Below are 17,273 nucleotides of genomic sequence, written 5' to 3' on the forward strand. Positions count from 1 at the left end.
CGCACGCGTGGCGCATATCAGAGATGGGTCCCGGCTCGCGCTTCGCTTTGCCGGGATGACACTGAGGCACACGAAGAACTTATCCCCACCCTCCAAGAGGCAGGTATAACCCCATTCAAGCCCGGTGAGGACCGGGTGGAGGCGTCGGTTCGGATGTGTGACCTGCACGGATGATTGGCGCATCAGGTTTCTGCCGGCAATTGAGGGTGTGTACAGCTTTGCATCGTCCGGCGGAACGGCGTCCCGGGGTAGCCCCCGGGCGGGAGAGCTATGCACTTTGGCCCCGCATCGAACGCCGCCGTGTGTAGCGAGAGCTATGCCAGTCATTTTATTATTCAAAGAGGCAATGGCCGCTACACACGGACCCCCTCTTGTCGCGCCGAAGCTTTAGCTAAGGCGGACTGTCTCAAACGCTCGCGAGCGATGCTCGGCGGCGGTTTTCGTGCAGGCGGCCTGACCACCGTCTCGTCGTGCAGTCTCGTCGCGCCGTAGCTCGAAGAGCGAAGACGGACTGTCTACATCATACGCTCGCACCTGTCTGGTGGCGGCGTTGCTTGTGCTCAAGGCGCATCCGGCCCGCGCAGCTGCGCCGTGCGCAGCGCCGCGAGGTCCTTGCTCCCGGTACAGAAGCACGCGGTGCGCAGCTGTTCGCCGAGCACGGTGAAATGCTCGACGATCTTCTCCGGGTCCTGCAGCGCCGGGGCGAGCGCCGGGGCGGCCTGGCCTGCGAGGCTCGCGCCGAGGCGGATCGCCATCGCCGCCTCGATCCCGTCGCGGATACCACCGGAGGCGATCAGCGTTGCGTCGGGCGCGACCATCGCCGCCTCGACCAGCGCCTCCGCCGTCGGGATGCCCCAATTGCGGAAGGCCGCGCCGACCTGCGCCTTGATCAAGGCGTGCCGGTCGTCGTCTTTCACCCGCGCCGCCTCGACCCGGGCCCAGTTCGTGCCACCGGCCCCGGCGACATCGATGATCGACACGCCGGTATCGACGAGCTGACGGGCGATGCGCCCGCTGATACCGAAGCCGACTTCCTTCACCGCGACGGTGAGGCCGGAGGTCGCGACCGCCTCGATGGCGGAAAGGACGCCGGTCCAGTCGGTATCGCCACCGGTCTGTACCGCTTCCTGCAGCGGGTTGAGATGGATGAACACCGCATCGGCGCCGATCATGTCGGCGGCGCGCGCGGCAAGGTCCGGCCCGTCAGCGCCCCTGATCTGCGCCGCGCCGAGATTGGCGATCAGCGGGACCGTCCCGGCGAGATCGCGCAGCGCCCGGCCGAGCCCGGCCGCGCCCGCATCCTCCAGCGCCACGCGCTGGGAGCCGACGGCAAAGGCGATCTTCAGCTCTGCTGCCGCCTCGGCCAGATTTCGGTTGATCTGCTCGGCCTTGTCCGGCCCGCCGGTCATGGAAGAGATCAGGAAGGGCAGGGCGAGGGTGTGGCCAAGGAAGGCGGATTGCAGCGACACGGCGTCGAGTGCCAGCTCCGGCAGGGCGACATGGTCGAATCGATACTTCTCGAACCCTGTTGTGACACCGGGAAAGCCGACATCCCGGTTCAGCACAATGTCGATATGATCCTGTTTTCGCGACTGAATTTCACTCACGGCGCGGCGGTGCTCCTGTCTGCCCGAACCTTGGCGAAGCCTTGCACCAATGGCGTTGCCAATCAATCCGTTGTTCGCGTATCGTGGACATATTGGGTGAGGGATGCAGGGCTCCCGGAGAGGTATCATGGCTTTCGCGCCGGAACATCACGGTCTGACAGAAGCGGATTTCGCCCGCCTGAAGAGCATGACCGAGACGCGCCTCGCCGATCTCGTGCCGGACAAGGGCAGCCCCGCCCGCGCGGCGCGCCATGCGCTGCTCTCGCCCGCCAAGCGCCTGCGCGCGATCATGACCATGCTGGCGGCGCGCCAGTGCGGCGGGCTCGAGGAAGATGCCCTCGATGCTGCCTGCGCCGTGGAAATGGTGCACACCGCCTCGCTGATTTTCGACGACCTTCCCGCGATGGACGATGCGGCGCTGCGGCGCGGCGTGCCCTCGACCCATGTCGCCTTTGGCGAGGACGTCGCGATCCTGGCCGGGATCGGGCTGATGAACGGCGCGTTCGGCGTCATCGCCCGCGACGGCCAGCTCAGCAATGGCCAGAAGACGCGGCTGGTCGATATCCTCAGCGCCTCGATCGGCTGGGCCGGGCTCGTCAACGGCCAGGCGCTAGACCTCGAACAGGAAATGAGCCAGCCGATGTCGGCCGGCGCGCGCAAGGCCTCGACCCTCGATGAAATGCATCACTGCAAGACCGGTGCGCTGTTCGTCGCCGCCGTCCTGTCCGGGGCCGAATGCGCCGGCGCGGATGGCCTGACTGCCGATCATCTGTGCGCCTACGCCGGCTCCGTCGGCCTTGCCTACCAGGCGTTTGATGACGTCCTCGACCAGGTCGTCGATGACGCCGGGGCTGGCAAGTCAACCAGCCGCGATGCCGGCAAGCTGACCAGCGTCACCCTGCATGGCCTCGACAGGGCCCGCACCATGGCCGAGCAGCATATCGAGGAGGCCATCGCCCATGCCCGCCGCGCCGGTCGCGGCGATGCGCCGCTCGCTGATCTGGCCATTTTCATCAGCCACAAGTTCGACGAGAAATTCGCCCGGACCGCGGCGGAATAGACAGGCATTCATGGCTTCCAGCACCGACGTGCCCCTTACCGTCAGCGGCGTTCATCACCATTATCGCGGCCAGAAGACACTGAACGGCATCGACTTGACGCTGCAGGCGGGCGAGGTGTTCGCCCTGCTCGGGCCAAATGGCGCCGGCAAGACGACGCTGATCCGCACCATTGCCGGGCGGCTTGCGCCAAGCCAGGGCCGCGTCGCAGTCCTCGGTAAGGATCCGTGCCGGGAGGAGAAGGCGCGCGGGGCGATCGGCCTCGTGCCCCAGCACCTGGCGCTCTACGACAATCTGACGGCGCGGGAAAATCTCGAAGTCTTCGGCCAGCTGTTCGGCCTGTCCGGCAGAGAGGCGAAGGCCCGCGCCGGCGACCTGCTCGGCCTGACCGAATTGCGCGATAGGGCGGGCGTGCGCGTCGGGCGCCTGTCCGGTGGCATGCGGCGGCGCCTGAACATTGCCGCGGCGGTGATGCATCGCCCGGCGCTGTTGTTGCTGGATGAACCCTCCGTCGGGGTCGACGTCAAGGCGCTGGAAGGGGTGGTTGTCCTGATCCGGCGATTGCGCGAGGAAGGCTATGCCATCCTGATGGCGACGCACGACATGGTGCTGGCCGAAGCGGTATGCGACCGCGTCGGCATCCTCAAGGCGGGTACCATGATCGCCGAGGGCACGCTCGGCGCGCTGAAAACGCAGCATTTCGGGCATAGCCGCATTGTCGAGGCCCGGTTCGCGACGCCGGTCGAGGCCGCCAGTACCAGGGGGCTGGAACAGCTCGGGCTGGCCCCGCTGCCCGACAACTCTCTTCACTGGCAGGGGTTGAGCGAGACCAGCGAGGATATCCTCAACAGGCTGACGATGCTGCAGGAGGTGCCGCCGGTCAGCGCCGTCTCGGTTCGCGATCCTGCCCTTGGGGATGTCTATCGCCATGTCACCGATGAACCCGCAGCCGAACAGGCTACAGCAAAGGCGATAGCCTGATGCGTCTTGCCGTCATCCGCACCCTGTTCCTGAACCTGCTGCGCGACCGCAGCGCGCTGGCGATGGCCTTTATCCTGCCACCGATCTTCTTTGCTGTGTTCGCGTCGATCTTCGCCAACACGACCAGCGGCGACCTGACGGTGAAGACCGCCATCGCCGTGCCTGATACGCAGATGGGCCGCTATTTCGCCAGCGGCATGGAGCGCATCGACCGGCTCGATATCGTATTGACGGCGACAACGGAAGACCCGGTGCGCCGGGCCGTGCGGCTGGGCGAGGCCGATGCCGGACTGATCGTCCGGGTCGGCGAGGATGACAGGCTGGAATTCGAGATCGTTTCCGACCCCAGCCGCCGCATTGCCGAGCGCATGCTTGAAAGCGCGGTGACAGAGATGGCCGGGCGCAATGCGCCGCAGGCGCGCTTGCAGGAGGCGATATCCTTCCTCCAGGAGGAGGTCATCACGTTCACACCGGACCAGCAGAGGGCCATTGGCGAGCAGTTGTCCGAGCTCGATCCCGCCGATATCGACCTCGACAGCACGGCGCCGCAGGTGACGATCACGCCGGTCGCAGGGGCGGTATCATCGGCCAGCTATTACGCGATCGCCGTCGCGATGCTGTTCCTGTTCCTGTCCTCGCTCCAGGGCGCGCTGACGCTGATCGAAAGCCGCGAGAGCGGCATTTTCGACCGGCTCGCGGTCAGCCCGGGCGGCCCGGCGGTTGTCGTCGATGGCAGCTTCGCTTTCCTGACGCTGCAGGGGCTGGCGCAGGGCGCGATCATCTTCGCGCTCGGCTGGCTCGCCTTCGATGTGCCGGTGTTGAATTACCTATGGGTGATCTTCGTCATCGTCCTGTGTGCGGCACTCGCCGCGGCCGGCATCACCCTCGCGATCGTCGCCCTGTGCCAGACGCGGCGGCAGGCCCATTCCATCGGCACGATCCTGATCCTGTTGATGGCGGCGCTCGGCGGGTCGATGGCGCCGCGCATCCTGATGCCCGAGACGTTCCAGACGATTGGCGCGCTGACGCCCAATGCCTGGGGGATCGAAGCATTTTCCGGTGTGGTAATCAGGGGCGGGGACGTAACGACCATCCTGCCCTGGTGCGTCGCGCTGGCGCTGACCGGCATTGCCGGGATGCTGATCGCGCGGCTGGCGGTCAACCGCTACTAGACCGTTCTGGTCCAGAGATCGCCGCGTTCGGGCAGGGCCCGGCGGCGGTTGAGGCTGGCACCGGCGGCCAGTGTCAGGCCCTTGCCGGCACACCAGATCTTGCGCGGTTTCGAGGTCGAGGCGCGCCTGTTCCAGGCGGCGGGCCCGCGCTGGCGCACCAGCCGGCCGATGTCGCGATAGACCGAGCGGGCGGCGGCCACGGCAGCAGCAGCGCGCCAGGGCAGCCGGCGCAGTCCGTAACCGGCTGAATCATAATAGCGGTCGGCTTCCTTCAGCAGGCGGCGGGCGATTTGGGCGAGCATGTCACGGTTGGTCTCATCGAGAATGCCGTCAGGGGTGGCGGGTACGCCAGCACCCTCGAGCCAGTCGGCGGGGACATAGACGCGGCCGATTTTCGCGTCGTCGACGATGTCGCGGGCAATATTGGTCAGCTGGAAGGCGATGCCGAGATCGGCTGCGCGGTGCAGCGTCTCCTCGTCCTGCCTGTCGACACCCATGATGATCGCCATCATCACGCCGACGACACCGGCGACATGATAGCAATAGTCGAGCGTGTCCTGCAGCGTCGTGTACTGATAGTCGGTTGCATCCATACGGAAGCCTTCGAGCAGGTCGAGCGGGTGCTGGTGGGGCATGTCATGGGCCAGCGCGACCTGCTGGAAGGCGGCGAATTCAGGCCCCTCCACCGGTTCGCCATTCAGCGCGGCGATGGTCTGGACCTGAAGATGGGCGAGGCGGGCCTGCATCGCTTCCGGCGTGTCGTCCTGCGCTGACGGGTCGCCGTCGAAGAAGCCGAGATTCTGGCCGTCGATGACATCATCGCAATGGCGGCACCAGGCATAGAGCATGTGGGCGTCGCGCTGCATGTCCGGCGTGAACAGCAGCGAGGCGAGGGCAAAGCTGCGCGAGCCCTGTTCGATCGCCTGACGGCTCTGATCGGCCAGATGTTTCCCGTGCCCAGCCATGATCGATCAGGCAGCGCCTTTCGCAGCCTTCGGCGCATTGCTGCGGTCGAGACCGAAATCTTCCAGCATCAGACCCGCTGTCGCCTTGGCGGATCCCACGACACCGGGAATGCCTGCGCCCGGATGGGTGCCGGCGCCGACGAAATAGAGATTGCCGATCTTGTCGTCGCGATTGTGAGTGCGGAAATAGGCACTCTGGGTCAGCACCGGCTCCAGCGAGAAGGCCGAGCCGAGATGGGCGTTCAGCTCGGTCACGAAATCGTCCGGCGTGAAAATGCGGTGGGTGACGAGATCCTCTGTCAGGCCGGGCAAATAGTGCTCCTCCAGATATCTGAAAATCTTGTCCCGGTACTGAGGACCAACGACCGACCAGTCGATCTCCGCCTTGCCGAGATTTGGCACGGGGGACAGAACATAGAAACCATCGCAGCCTTCCGGCGCCAGCTCCGGGTCCGTCGCCGTGGCGCGGTGGAGATAGAGCGAGAAATCGTCCGGCAAGGCCGGGCCGGAAAAGATTTCCGAGATCAGCTCGCGATAGCGCGGGCCAAACAGGATCGAGTGATGGGCGACGTTGTCGTGGCGCTTCTTCAGGCCGAAGTAAGCGACAAAGAGCGAGTTGGAAAAGCGCATGCCGGTCAGTTGCCGGGCGCGCGTCGGGCCGCGGTCGGACTTGCCGAGCAGCTTGCCATAGGTATGTACGATGTCTGCGTTTGAGGCGATGGCATCGAACTCGCCGTGCCAGCCGCTTTGCGTCGTGACGGACTTGACCTGGTCGCCGTCAGCCTCGATCGCGCTGACCGGATCGCCGAGCCGGATCGTACCGCCAAGATCCTCGAACAGCCGGCCCATGCCGGCGACCAGCGCGCCGGTGCCGCCCTTGGGGAAGAAGACCCCCCATTTGCGCTCCAGCGCGTGGATCAGCGCATAGATGGACGAGGTCTTGAACGGGTCGCCGCCGACGAGCAGCGTATGGAATGAGAACGCCTGGCGCAGATGCGGGTCCTTGATGAAGTCGGACACCCGGCCATAGACCGAGCGGAAGGACTGCAGCATCATCAGCTGCGGCGCGGCGCGGACCATGGACCAGAAATTCAGAAACGGCACATGGCCGAGCTTCAGATAGCCTTCGCGAAATACTTCCTCTGAATACTGATAGAATTTGCGATAGCCCTCGACATCCCCGGGCGATTTCTTCGCGATCTGCGCTTCCAGACCTTCGGAATCCTGAGTGTAGTCGAAGGAAAAGCCGTCTTCCCAGTGCAGCCGGTAGAGCGGTGCGACCGGACGCAATTCGACATAGTCTTCCAGCTTCCTGCCGGAGATATCGAACAGTTCTTCCAGCGCCGACGGGTCGGTGATGACGGTCGGGCCGGCATCGAAGGTGAAGCCGTCCTGTTCGTAGACATAGGCCCGCCCGCCGAGCTTGTCGCGCTTCTCGATCAGGGTGGTTTGAACGCCTGCGGCCTGGAGCCTTATGGCGAGTGCGAGGCCGCCAAAGCCGCCGCCGATTACTGCTGCTGTCGTCATATCAGATCATGCCCTCTCTATAGGGGGAGATATACCGTCGGGGTGGCGTCCGGCAAGGCAGGGCAGGGCGCGGTGTATCGGCACAGGGGGTTTGCCCGCGAGCAGGCGGATCTTGTCGGCAAGCGTGTTCTGCCCGGCATAGAAGCGCTCGATCAGACCCGGCGGCAGGCCATAGAAGCGCTGCAGCACCTTGTAGCGTTCCGTCGGCCTTGCGGCCCAGAACAGCATCCGGTTGAGCAGGCGGTAGAAGCGCTGCGAGCGCCATGTCTCGATGGCATAAGTGCGCAGGGCCTCCCCGACATCCTTGCTGGCCAGGCTCGGCCGTGAAGCGATAAGGTCGGCAACGCGCACCGCATCGGGCAGGGAATAGCCTGTGACCGGATGAAACAGCGCCGCCCGCAGGCCCGCTGGCGGCGCTTTCAGGTAGTCCGCCCAATAGGCCTCGATATCGCCGCCCAGCGTGATCGGCAGGATGCCGTCCTCCTCGCGGATCACCTCGGCGATCTGCCAGTTGCGGGCCTGAGCATATGAGGCGATGCGCTGGCGCAGGGCATCCGTGTCGAGCGCGTCGTCATCGGCATAGTAGGTGTCTTCGATCAGCACTTCGGTGTCGCTGAACGGCAGGAGATAGATGAAGCGATAGCCGCCCTCCTGGGGAATATCCGCGTCCATGATCACCGGTGCGTCGAGCCCGTGGGGTTGTTCGAGGCGCACATGCTGGCCGAGAAATTTTTGCCATCCGAGCTGCAGGTGCGGGGACGGCGCATAGCCGCGCCCGTCGATGACCAGCGCTGACTCGATGCGGCGTTCGTCGGCCAGCCCGATGGCGTCGGCCGAGAGCCAGTCGACCGGCGTGCCGGAGATCACCTTGATATTGGGCACGCCGCGGAGGACGTCGTCGAACCGTTCCGATGTGATCGAGCGATAGCCGGTTTCCAGACGCCGCCGTCTCTTGGGGAAGCTCACCAGCTGGCTGTCCCAGCGATGGACGATGAATGGCTCCAGCCAGTCGTGCTGGCCGGGGGTGACATCGGTCTCGTGAAACGACCAGGTGTGATTGCCGCCGAGGGTCTCGCCCGCCTCAACGATCAGGATGGAGAGGTCCGGCCGGGCCTGTGCCAGCCGCCACGCGATCAGGCCATTGGCAAGGCCGCCGCCGGCAAGGGCGACATCGGCGGTGATGGTGTTGTGGCGCAGATCCTGCCCGTCGGTCATGGTTTCAGTCTTACCCTGTGGCGCCGGGCCATGCTAGAACAGTTTCATGGAGAGTTTGGGCGCAGTCACACTTGGCGGATTTCTGGTCAGCTATATCGGGCTGACCCTGATCATCCAGTTGCGCTATGTCGCCATTGCCGGGCTGTTTCACTGGCTGCTCTGGGGCAGGCCTGAGGACAAGGTCAGGGCGGTCAGGCTCGCGCGGATCAGTCCGAAGCGGGACGTGGTGCGCCATGAGATCATCATGTCGCTGATCTCGGCGTTCATCTATGCCGCGCCGGCGGCCTTCGTACTGGAAATGTGGAAGGCAGGCGGCACGGCGATCTATGGCGGCATGCCTGCAGGGCTGTGGGGCTGGCTCTACCTGCCGCTCAGCGCCTTCCTCTACATGGCGATCCAGGACACGTGGTTCTACTGGACCCACCGGGCGATGCACCATCCGGCGCTGTTCGAGGTGATGCACCGTACCCACCACAAATCGATCCAGCCAACGCCCTGGGCGGGGTTTTCCTTCCACCCGACCGAGGCGCTGACGACGGCGTGGCTGCTGCCGCTCTGCGCCGTCTTCATTCCGATCCATATCGGCGTCGTGCTGTTCCTGCTGACGCTGATGACCGTCGTCGGCATCACCAATCATGCGGGCTGGGAAATCTTCCCGCGCTGGTGGATGACCTCCCTGCCAGGCCGTCAGATGATCACCGCGACCCACCACAATTTGCACCACACGCGGTTCTCGTGGAATTACGGGCTCTATTTCCGGTTCTGGGACCAGGTGATGGGCACCGACACGATGGACGTCGCGGTCAGGAAGAAGCCGGTATCGACCAAAGGCGAGACGCCTGAAACAGCGCCTGCCGAATAGTCTCGGGCCTTACTCGGCCAGCAGCTTGTCCGGGTCGATTTCCTCGACGGCTTCGCCCAGTCCGGCTCGGTTCGCCAGCATATTGCTGAGCTTCTGGTGCAGTTCATGCAGGACCGGGATCAGGAACAGGGTCACGAAGGTCGAAAAGACCGTGCCAAAGGACAGGGCAATCGCCATCGGCACCAGCCAGCGCGCCGAGCCCGATGTCTCGAACAGCAGCGGCATGAGGCCGACCGTCGTCGTGATGGAGGTCAGGACGATCGGACGGAAGCGGCTGATCGAGGCCTCGATGATCGCCTCCTGCAGCGGCATGCCCTGCTTGAGCGCCTCGTTGAATCGGGTGGTCAATACGAGCGATCCGTTGACCACGAGCCCGCCCAGCGCAATCATCCCGAAAACGGAAGTCGCGGCCATGTCATACCCCATCAGGATATGCCCGGCGATACCGGCACTGGCAGAGAACGGGATCGTCAGTACCACGATCAGGCCCTGTATGTAATTGCGGAAGAGGGCGGCCATCATCGCATAGATGATGATCAGCATACCGCCGACCCCGGCAAAGATGGCGCCAAACACGCGGTCGCGGTCACCGCGGCCTCCAAAGCCTGCATCCACGTCGGCAGACAGGCCCGGATATTTTGCGAGAATATCCTGCAACGGGCCATCGACGATGCCCTGGCGGGCAAGTGTGATCGAGGTCACGCTCTCATTGACGCCGCCGGTGACGCGGATGACACGCTGGCCATTCTCGCGGCGGATATCAGTAAAGGCGCGCGTGTTCTCGATATCAGCAGCCTGCAGCAGCGGGATTTCCGTGCCATTGGGCGCGAAGACCACGAATTCCGACAGGTTATTGATCGACTGGCGCTCCTCGCGCGGCAGGCGGGCGAAGACACGCACTTCGCTGCCATCGCGCAGCATGCGAAGCGCTTCGGCGCCATACCCGGTCGCCCGGATCTGTTGGCCGAGCGATGCTTCCGTCAGGCCGAGGGCGCGGCCCTCCGGCGTCAGCGAGAACCGGATCTGGCGCTTGCCTTCGGCCGTGCCGTCGGCGACATCGAACACGCCGGCGAAATTCTCCATCCCGGCGGCAAGTTCGCGGGCGGCGGCTTCAAGCGTGTCTTCGTCGGGGTGGGACAGGGCAAAACGCAGCGCCTTGCCGGCGCCCGGACCGGAGACGAATTCGAATTGCAGCATTTTGGCTTCGGGGACTTCGCCCATTTCCTGGCGCCAGAGATTGGTGAATTCGGCCTGGGTGAAATTGCGCTCCGTCTCGGGTTTAAGCTGGAAGGTGACGTCGGCTTGGGTGTAGCCGCCCCAGCCGGAGGAGACTTCCCAGCTTTCGATCTGGTCGCGGCCGCCGAGCTGGTCGAGGGCACGCAAGCCTGCTGCCTCGAGGCGCAGGGCGACTTCCAGCGTTTCATCGAAGGTAGCGTCCGTCGGCATTTCCAGTTCGCCGTCAACACGGTCGGAGGCGATGCGTGGCGACCACCCGAGTTCGATCCGGTCGGTGGAATACCAGACGAAGATCACGGCGACGAAGCCGAGGAAGCCGACAATAATGCTGGCCGGGTGCTTCAGCGCCCAGACCAGGCCGTTGCGGTAATGCGTGTCGCGCAGATCGTCCATGGTGCGGGCGACTCGCTGGCGGAACAGGCCGACACGGCGCCACGTCCTGTTCGAGCTCTTTGCCTGATTGCCGCCAGCAAGCGACGCCTTGCCATTGAGGTGTGATGGCAGGACCAGAAGCGATTCGACGAGCGATACGAAAAAGATCGTACACGCTACAATCGGCAGAGCCTTCATGAACTGGCCTGTCTCGCCGGGAATGAACATCAGCGGGATGAAGGCGATGATGTTGGTGATGACCGCGAAAGTGACCGGAACCACCATCTCCTTCGTGCCTTCCAGCACGGCCTGATTTGTCGGCAGCCCCTGTTGCGCCTTGGCGTATATGTTCTCGCCCACAATGATCGCATCGTCGACGACGATACCCAGCGTCAGGATGAAGGTCATCATCGTCAGGATGTTGAGCGACTGGCCGGTGGGCCATAGCAGGACGAAAGACCCGATCATCACCACCGGGATCGAGACCGACACCCAGAAGGCGAGACGCAGGTTCAGGAACAGGCCAAGGGTGATGATGACCAGCAGCAAACCGCCCACACCATTGCCGATCAGCAGCTTTGCGCGATCGGAATAATTCTCCGAGTCATCATCCGTGACCTGGATCTGGACCGCGTCAGGGAGGGATCGGTTGACCTCTTTGAGATAGGCCTTGACCCTGTTCGCCAGATCGACCGGATTGCCGCCCTCTGCCTGTGTCACGAACAGGCGGACACCCGGCTGTCCGTTGAAGCGATAGAAGCGCCAGGCTTCGGTGAAGCCGTCATTGATATTGGCGACATCCTTCAGGCGCACGACGGAACCGTCACCATCGGACTTCAGCGGGATTTCTGCAAATTCGAGACCGCGTTCCTTGCGGCCTTCGGTGCGCAGCAGATATTCGCCTTCATTGGTCTCGAACCCGCCCGCCGGCACGTCCCGGGCGGAACTGCGCACGATCGAGGCTACGTCCGTCAGCGTCAGACCGAGAGCACGCAGCTGGCGTTGCGAGATCTCGATGGAGATTTCCGGCTCCCTCAGCCCGCTGATATTGACCCCGGAAACCCCTTCGATCATCAGCAGTTCGTCCCGCACACGCTGGGTCAGGTCATACATCGCCTGTTCGGAGATATCGCCGGTAATGCCAAGCTCGACGACGGAGCGGGTCCATTGATCATAGCGCACACGCGGTGGTTCGATATCGTCCGGGAAGGAGGTAATCCGGTCAACGGCGCTGCGGATATCCTGCAGGGTACGGTCGATGCTGGCGCCTTCGGCCAGTTCAGCCGTGACCTGGCCATAGCCCTCGCTGGCAGTGGAATTGATCTCGGTGATGTCACTGATGGACCGCAGCTCGGCCTCGATCGGCAGGACAATGCCTTCCTCGACCTCTTCGGGGCTGGCCCCCGGATAGGAAACGGACACGGCGACGGAATTCGGCGCGAAGGTCGGGAAGATTTCCTTTGGCACGTTCATCATGGAATAGATGCCACCCAGAACGAGTGCGAGCATCAAGAGGTTGGCGGCGACATGGTTATCCGCCATCCAGCCGACAAAGCCGTGCTTGCTCTTTTTTACCGGCGCCCCGCTGGTTTCAGCCATGTGTTCCGTCTCCGCTGGTGATCTCGTCGTCTAACTCTAGTTGCTGCCGCTGGTCGCGGTGCTGCCAGCGCCGCTATCGCCTGCCGAGTCAACGGCGGAAACCTCGCCATTGCCGCCGGTCTCGGTCCCGTTCAAGCGGACGCGCAATTCCGTGCCCGGAGCGATGCCTGAAACGCGGCTTGTGATGATCCGGTCGCCGGCCTCGAAGGTCGGGCGGACCAGGACCTCGTCATCCAGTTCCCAGGCTATCTGCACGGGACGAATGTCGAGACGGTCCTCCGCCGTCGCGACATAGACCATGTTGTTATCCTGCAGGGCCCGGCGCGGCATGACGATGACATCGTCGACGCTGCCTACCTGAAGGGTCGCAGCGACATAGGAGCCAATCAGCAGCGGCGGGCGGTCTTCGTTTTCCGGGCGCATGGAAAGCGGGTCGTCGACGCCGACATAGACCCCGCCGAGACGTGTCTCCTCGGAAACATCCGCCCGTATGCGGATGACTTCACCGGGATATTCGGTGCCATTCAGCGAGAGGCGCACGGCAGAGCCTGTGCCGTCCGCGCTGCGCGTATCCAGTCGTGCCAGGACATCGTGCCGGACGCGCAATTCCACCCAGAATTCATCGGCGCGGGCGAGGGTGCCAGCAACTTCCCGTGCACCCAGATATTCACCTTCAATCGCGTCAACACCAAGAACCACCACATCATAGGGCAGGCTCAGCGAGGTGCGGCGCAGATTCAGCTGGGCACGATCCACGGCAGAGAGCGCCGCTTCATAATCTGCTTCGACTCGCTGCAGCTGCGGCTGGCGCAGGGCTAGGGCGCGAGAGGCGGTATCGAACTCGATATCGCCTTCGAGCAATTCGAATTCAGCTTCTGCGATGCGCTGCTGGCCTTTCTCGATATCGACTGTCGCCCTGGCCTGATTCAGGGCCGCGCGGGCATCGGCGAGCGCAAGCTCGTAATCGGTGCGATCGATCTGCAGAAGCGTCTCGCCAGCCGGAATATATCCGCCTGGCTTGTAATTCGGATGGGTGGCGATGACATCGCCGCTGACCTGCGGTCTCAATTCGACGGTACCGTTCGCCGCCGCAACGACGCCCTGGGCCGACGTGGTGACGTCCCGTGTTTCCGTCCGCAGGGCAAGCGCCTCGACAACCGGTCTTTTCGCTTCCGGCTGCTGCATCCGGGTGCGCGGCTGGGTCGCATAGAGAAACAGGATGGCGACGGCGAAGCCCACGGCGAGCACCACCGGAAATACCGTCATGAGCCTAAACCGGCTCTTCTTTCTCTCTGCGCCCTGTTGGTGATCCCCGTTCATCAAATCGTCCTCTCGGTCATTGTCTGCGCAGGCAGGCCTAGAGCGGCATGCAGCCTGATACGAATTCTAGCTTGTTCCGCCTGCAGGTTGATCAGACGGCGTTCCTGTGTCTGAATCGAACTGAGGGCATCGAGTACCGGTAGATAATCACTGGCGCCCTGGCGATAGCGGCGGCGGGCCGATTCCAGCAGCTGCCGCGATGTTTCCAGTCTGTCTTGGGTCAGGCGGATATTCTCCAGCCCCTCATTTTCACTGCTTATCAACCCGTTTATCTCAGCAAGGGCATCCAGCCAGTCCTGCAGCAGCAGAATACCGCTCTCTTCATACCGGGCGCGGCTGAAATCGATGGCCGCATCCTTCGCGCCGGAATCAAACACCGTCAGGGCGCCGGACACCGTTGCGGTCACAAACTCGCTGGCATTGCCGGACACGAGGGAAGAGACGGCCGACCCTGAAAGGCCAAAGGACGGCAGCCGGTTGAGAATGGCCGCGGTATAGGTCGCATTGTCGGCCCGCAGGGCGTAGACCGATGCGCGCAGATCCGGCCGCGTGTCGAACAGCACGTCGGCCTGCGGATAGGCATCGACCGGCGTGATGACGGGGATATCGGCAAGCAGGGCCGGCATGTCGTCTTCAGCGGGCGGCGTACCGGTCGCGGTGGCGATCGCGTCGATGGCGCTGACGCGGTTTGCGCGCAGCGGCGGTAATTGCTGTTCGAGCGAGGCGATCTGGTCACGCTGCTGGAGGACATCGACAATCGAAGCCTGGCCCTGGGCAAAGCGCAGCTCCGTCAGTTGCAGCAGGGTGCGGCTCGTCTCGATCTGTTCCTCGATCAGCCGGTAGAGCAGGGCAGATTCCGAGGCATCGATAACGTTCAGCGACAGGTCGCGCAGCTCGGTGTTGCGCGTCTGGTCGTAGGTTGCGGCGCTGGTATAGAGATTATAGCGCGCTGCATCGCGCAGGGTGCGCAGGCGTCCGCTGACATCGAGGGGCAGGTCGAGCCCGAGCGCTGCGCGCCGGGAGTCCGTGCTGTCATTGCTGTCGAGATCGTAATCGGCGCTGGCATTGCCGCTCAGGACGACGTCGATCCACCGGCTCGCTTCAGCGGACTGAAGGTTTGCCTCGGCCTGTTCAACGCGCTTGGCCTGAATGCGGATGGCAGGGCTTTGTTCGGCAGCGATCTGCAGCAGGCTGGCCAGCTCCGGTGCGACGGCTGCTTCGTACCAGGGGCTGCTGAGCGATGACTGATCCAGCGAACCCGGTCGGGTTTCGGTCGCCGCCGCCGGAAAGGAATACTGCCCGGCATCGGGCACCATATCATTTGCCGGCGGCACAGACGTGCACGCCGTGAGACTGGCCGCGATGCTGGCAAGCGCGGTGGTGGCAAAAAATCTCTTCATGTCGACGTAGATATAGCAGAAATGCATACAGGCCTTTAATGACGGATTTCTCACAAACAATTGAACGGGAAAGAAGAATGCGGCGTAACAACGCAAGTCCGACGCCTGCGTCGCAATCGGCGGCGCGGCACCGGTTGTCAATGGGCTTATTGTGGTATTAATCTGCCGGGTCTGTGCGCCGCCGGGGCGTCGTCATCCAGACGGTCGGAAAAACAGCCTGTGCGGTCGGTCCATTACGCAGAAACCTGTTTGAAAACCGGGGGATTCGGGCGAAACAGTCGGCCTGACAGGTAGAGGAACAGTGCGGCAAGAAAGCCGCCATCAACGGGAGGGCAGACCGGATGTCTCTTGAATTGATCGATCTGGTGATCGTGGCTGGCTATGCGCTGGCGCTGATCGGAATCGCCACATGGGTCTCGCGCGAGAAGGCGGGCCACGAGAAAAATACGGAAGACTACTTCCTCGCCGGCAAGGCGCTGCCCTGGTGGGCGATCGGTGCCTCGCTGATTGCGGCGAACATCTCCGCCGAGCAGATCATCGGCATGTCCGGCTCCGGCTTTGCCATCGGCATGGCGATCGCGTCGTATGAATGGATGGCGGCGATCACCCTTGTGATCGTGGGCAAGTTCTTCCTGCCGATCTTCCTCAAGCGCGGCATCTATACCATGCCGCAATTCCTTGAGAGCCGGTTCGGCTCCTCGGTCAAATATGTCATGTCGGTGTTCTGGCTTGTGCTCTACACCGTCGTGAACCTGACCACGGTGCTGTGGCTGGGGGCGACAGCAATCAACACGCTGACCGGGCTTGAGATGTTCTACGGCATGCTGGCGCTCGCTGCCTTTGCCGCGGCATACTCGATCTATGGCGGGCTGAAAGCCGTGGCGCTGACCGACATCATCCAGGTCGTGCTGCTGGTGTTCGGCGGGGCGCTGATCACCTGGATCGTGCTCGGCGAGCTGGGCGGCGACGCCGGCGCGGTGGCCGGGTTCCAGACCCTGGTGGCCGAACTGCCCGAACGCTTTGACATGATCATCGACCGGGAAACCCGGCCGGAGGACTTCCAGAACCTGCCTGGCATCGGCGTGCTGATCGGCGGCATGTGGATCATGAACCTGTCCTATTGGGGCTTCAACCAGTACATCATCCAGCGCGCCCTCGGCGCAAAGGACATCAGGGAAGCCCAGCGCGGCGTCATGTTCGCCGCCTTCCTCAAGCTGATCGTACCGTTCATCGTCGTCGTGCCGGGCATTGCTGCGGTCATGCTGGCCCCGGACATCAGCAAGCCCGACCAGGCCTATCCGACGATGATGACCTATGCCCCGGTCGGCATTCGCGGGCTGATCTTTGCGGCGCTGGTTGCGGCGATCGTCTCGTCCGTCGGCTCGATGATGAACTCGATCTCGACCATCTTTACGATGGACCTGTACAAGCCGCTGCTGGCGAAAGACGCGCCGGAGAAGCGCCTCGTCATGATCGGACGGATCGCATCCTTCGTCGCGCTGGTCATTGCCGTGTTCCTCGCCCAGCCGCTGCTTGGCGCGTCGGGACAGGTGTTCCAGAACATCCAGAACTGGACCGGCTTCTTCACCCCGGGCATTGTCGCGATCTTCTTCCTCGGCATGTTCTGGAAACGGGCGACGGAGATCGGCGGGCTTGCGGCGGTGATCTCCTCGGTCGTGCTGTCGGTGATCTGGCCGATGATCTTCCCCGACATGCCGTTCATGAACCGGGTCGGCTTCGTCTTCCTGATCTGTCTGGCCCTCGGCATCGTCCTGTCGTTCCTGCAAAAGCAGCAGCCGGACGACAAGACCGTCCGCCTCGGCGACATCTCGTTCAAGACCGGCCCCGGCTTCAATATCGGCGCCATCATCGTGACGATCATCCTGATCGTGCTATACGCCGTCTGGTGGTAAGTCACTGAAGACGGGCGGCGCCGACGCGTCGCCCGTTGCACGCGGT

12 protein-coding genes are annotated in these 17,273 nt (G+C 63.6%); 5 read left to right on the forward strand and 7 right to left on the reverse strand.

Going from position 1 to position 17,273, the window contains the following annotated elements; translation table 11 throughout:
• Window positions 1–560: 560 nt before the first annotated feature.
• The gene (fni, locus tag IEV88_RS01840) at window positions 561–1,607 is read right to left on the reverse strand and encodes a type 2 isopentenyl-diphosphate Delta-isomerase (protein ID WP_229731393.1); all 1,047 of its coding nucleotides are present in this window, start codon (window positions 1,605–1,607) and stop codon (window positions 561–563) included.
• A gap of 127 nt (window positions 1,608–1,734) precedes the next feature.
• On the opposite strand from fni, the gene IEV88_RS01845 reads away from it, so the two are divergent.
• From IEV88_RS01845 to IEV88_RS01855, 3 genes are read left to right on the forward strand one after another with little or no spacing between them, the layout of a single operon-like run.
• Window positions 1,735–2,667 (forward strand): polyprenyl synthetase family protein, encoded by a 933-nt coding sequence (locus IEV88_RS01845; RefSeq protein WP_188159591.1) that lies wholly within the window; start codon window positions 1,735–1,737, stop codon window positions 2,665–2,667.
• Between the two features lie 10 nt (window positions 2,668–2,677).
• Window positions 2,678–3,646, forward strand: a complete 969-nt coding sequence (locus IEV88_RS01850) for an ABC transporter ATP-binding protein (protein ID WP_188159592.1) — start codon at window positions 2,678–2,680, stop codon at window positions 3,644–3,646.
• Window positions 3,646–4,818 carry an ABC transporter permease gene (locus tag IEV88_RS01855; protein WP_188159593.1) on the forward strand — a complete coding sequence of 391 codons (1,173 nt, stop codon included), beginning with the start codon at window positions 3,646–3,648 and terminating at the stop codon, window positions 4,816–4,818. The genes IEV88_RS01850 and IEV88_RS01855 overlap by 1 nt, the downstream gene beginning before the upstream one ends.
• Here the strand turns inward: IEV88_RS01855 and IEV88_RS01860 are convergent.
• Genes IEV88_RS01860 through crtY form a run of 3 tightly spaced genes read right to left on the reverse strand, consistent with a single transcriptional unit; the run spans window position 4,815 to window position 8,525 of the window.
• Complete coding sequence (locus tag IEV88_RS01860) at window positions 4,815–5,783, reverse strand: phytoene/squalene synthase family protein (RefSeq protein WP_188159594.1); 969 nt, start codon at window positions 5,781–5,783, stop codon at window positions 4,815–4,817. The two genes, IEV88_RS01855 and IEV88_RS01860, sit on opposite strands and share 4 nt — an antisense overlap.
• A gap of 6 nt (window positions 5,784–5,789) precedes the next feature.
• Window positions 5,790–7,310, reverse strand: coding sequence for a phytoene desaturase (locus IEV88_RS01865; RefSeq protein WP_188159595.1), 1,521 nt, complete (start codon window positions 7,308–7,310; stop codon window positions 5,790–5,792).
• Between the two features lie 6 nt (window positions 7,311–7,316).
• The gene (crtY, locus tag IEV88_RS01870; RefSeq protein WP_188159596.1) at window positions 7,317–8,525 is read right to left on the reverse strand and encodes a lycopene beta-cyclase CrtY; all 1,209 of its coding nucleotides are present in this window, start codon (window positions 8,523–8,525) and stop codon (window positions 7,317–7,319) included.
• 46 nt (window positions 8,526–8,571) lie between these two features.
• Here crtY and IEV88_RS01875 point away from each other — a divergent pair, with 46 nt between their 5' ends.
• Window positions 8,572–9,387, forward strand: a complete 816-nt coding sequence (locus IEV88_RS01875) for a sterol desaturase family protein (protein ID WP_188159597.1) — start codon at window positions 8,572–8,574, stop codon at window positions 9,385–9,387.
• A gap of 9 nt (window positions 9,388–9,396) precedes the next feature.
• Here the strand turns inward: IEV88_RS01875 and IEV88_RS01880 are convergent, their stop codons facing one another.
• From IEV88_RS01880 to IEV88_RS01890, 3 genes are read right to left on the reverse strand one after another with little or no spacing between them, the layout of a single operon-like run.
• Window positions 9,397–12,594 carry an efflux RND transporter permease subunit gene (locus IEV88_RS01880; RefSeq protein ID WP_188159598.1) on the reverse strand — a complete coding sequence of 1,066 codons (3,198 nt, stop codon included), beginning with the start codon at window positions 12,592–12,594 and terminating at the stop codon, window positions 9,397–9,399.
• 36 nt (window positions 12,595–12,630) lie between these two features.
• Complete coding sequence (locus IEV88_RS01885; RefSeq protein WP_188159599.1) at window positions 12,631–13,860, reverse strand: efflux RND transporter periplasmic adaptor subunit; 1,230 nt, start codon at window positions 13,858–13,860, stop codon at window positions 12,631–12,633.
• Window positions 13,861–13,913: 53 nt separating this feature from the next.
• Window positions 13,914–15,341: a TolC family protein gene (locus IEV88_RS01890; protein WP_188481188.1), complete on the reverse strand. Its 1,428-nt coding sequence runs from the start codon at window positions 15,339–15,341 to the stop codon at window positions 13,914–13,916.
• Window positions 15,342–15,655: 314 nt separating this feature from the next.
• Here IEV88_RS01890 and IEV88_RS01895 point away from each other — a divergent pair, with 314 nt between their 5' ends.
• Window positions 15,656–17,227 carry a sodium/sugar symporter gene (locus tag IEV88_RS01895; RefSeq protein WP_188159601.1) on the forward strand — a complete coding sequence of 524 codons (1,572 nt, stop codon included), beginning with the start codon at window positions 15,656–15,658 and terminating at the stop codon, window positions 17,225–17,227.
• Window positions 17,228–17,273 lie beyond the last annotated feature (46 nt).

This window comes from Aquisalinus flavus (assembly GCF_014640095.1).
GTDB classification, from domain to species: domain Bacteria; phylum Pseudomonadota; class Alphaproteobacteria; order Caulobacterales; family Parvularculaceae; genus Aquisalinus; species Aquisalinus flavus.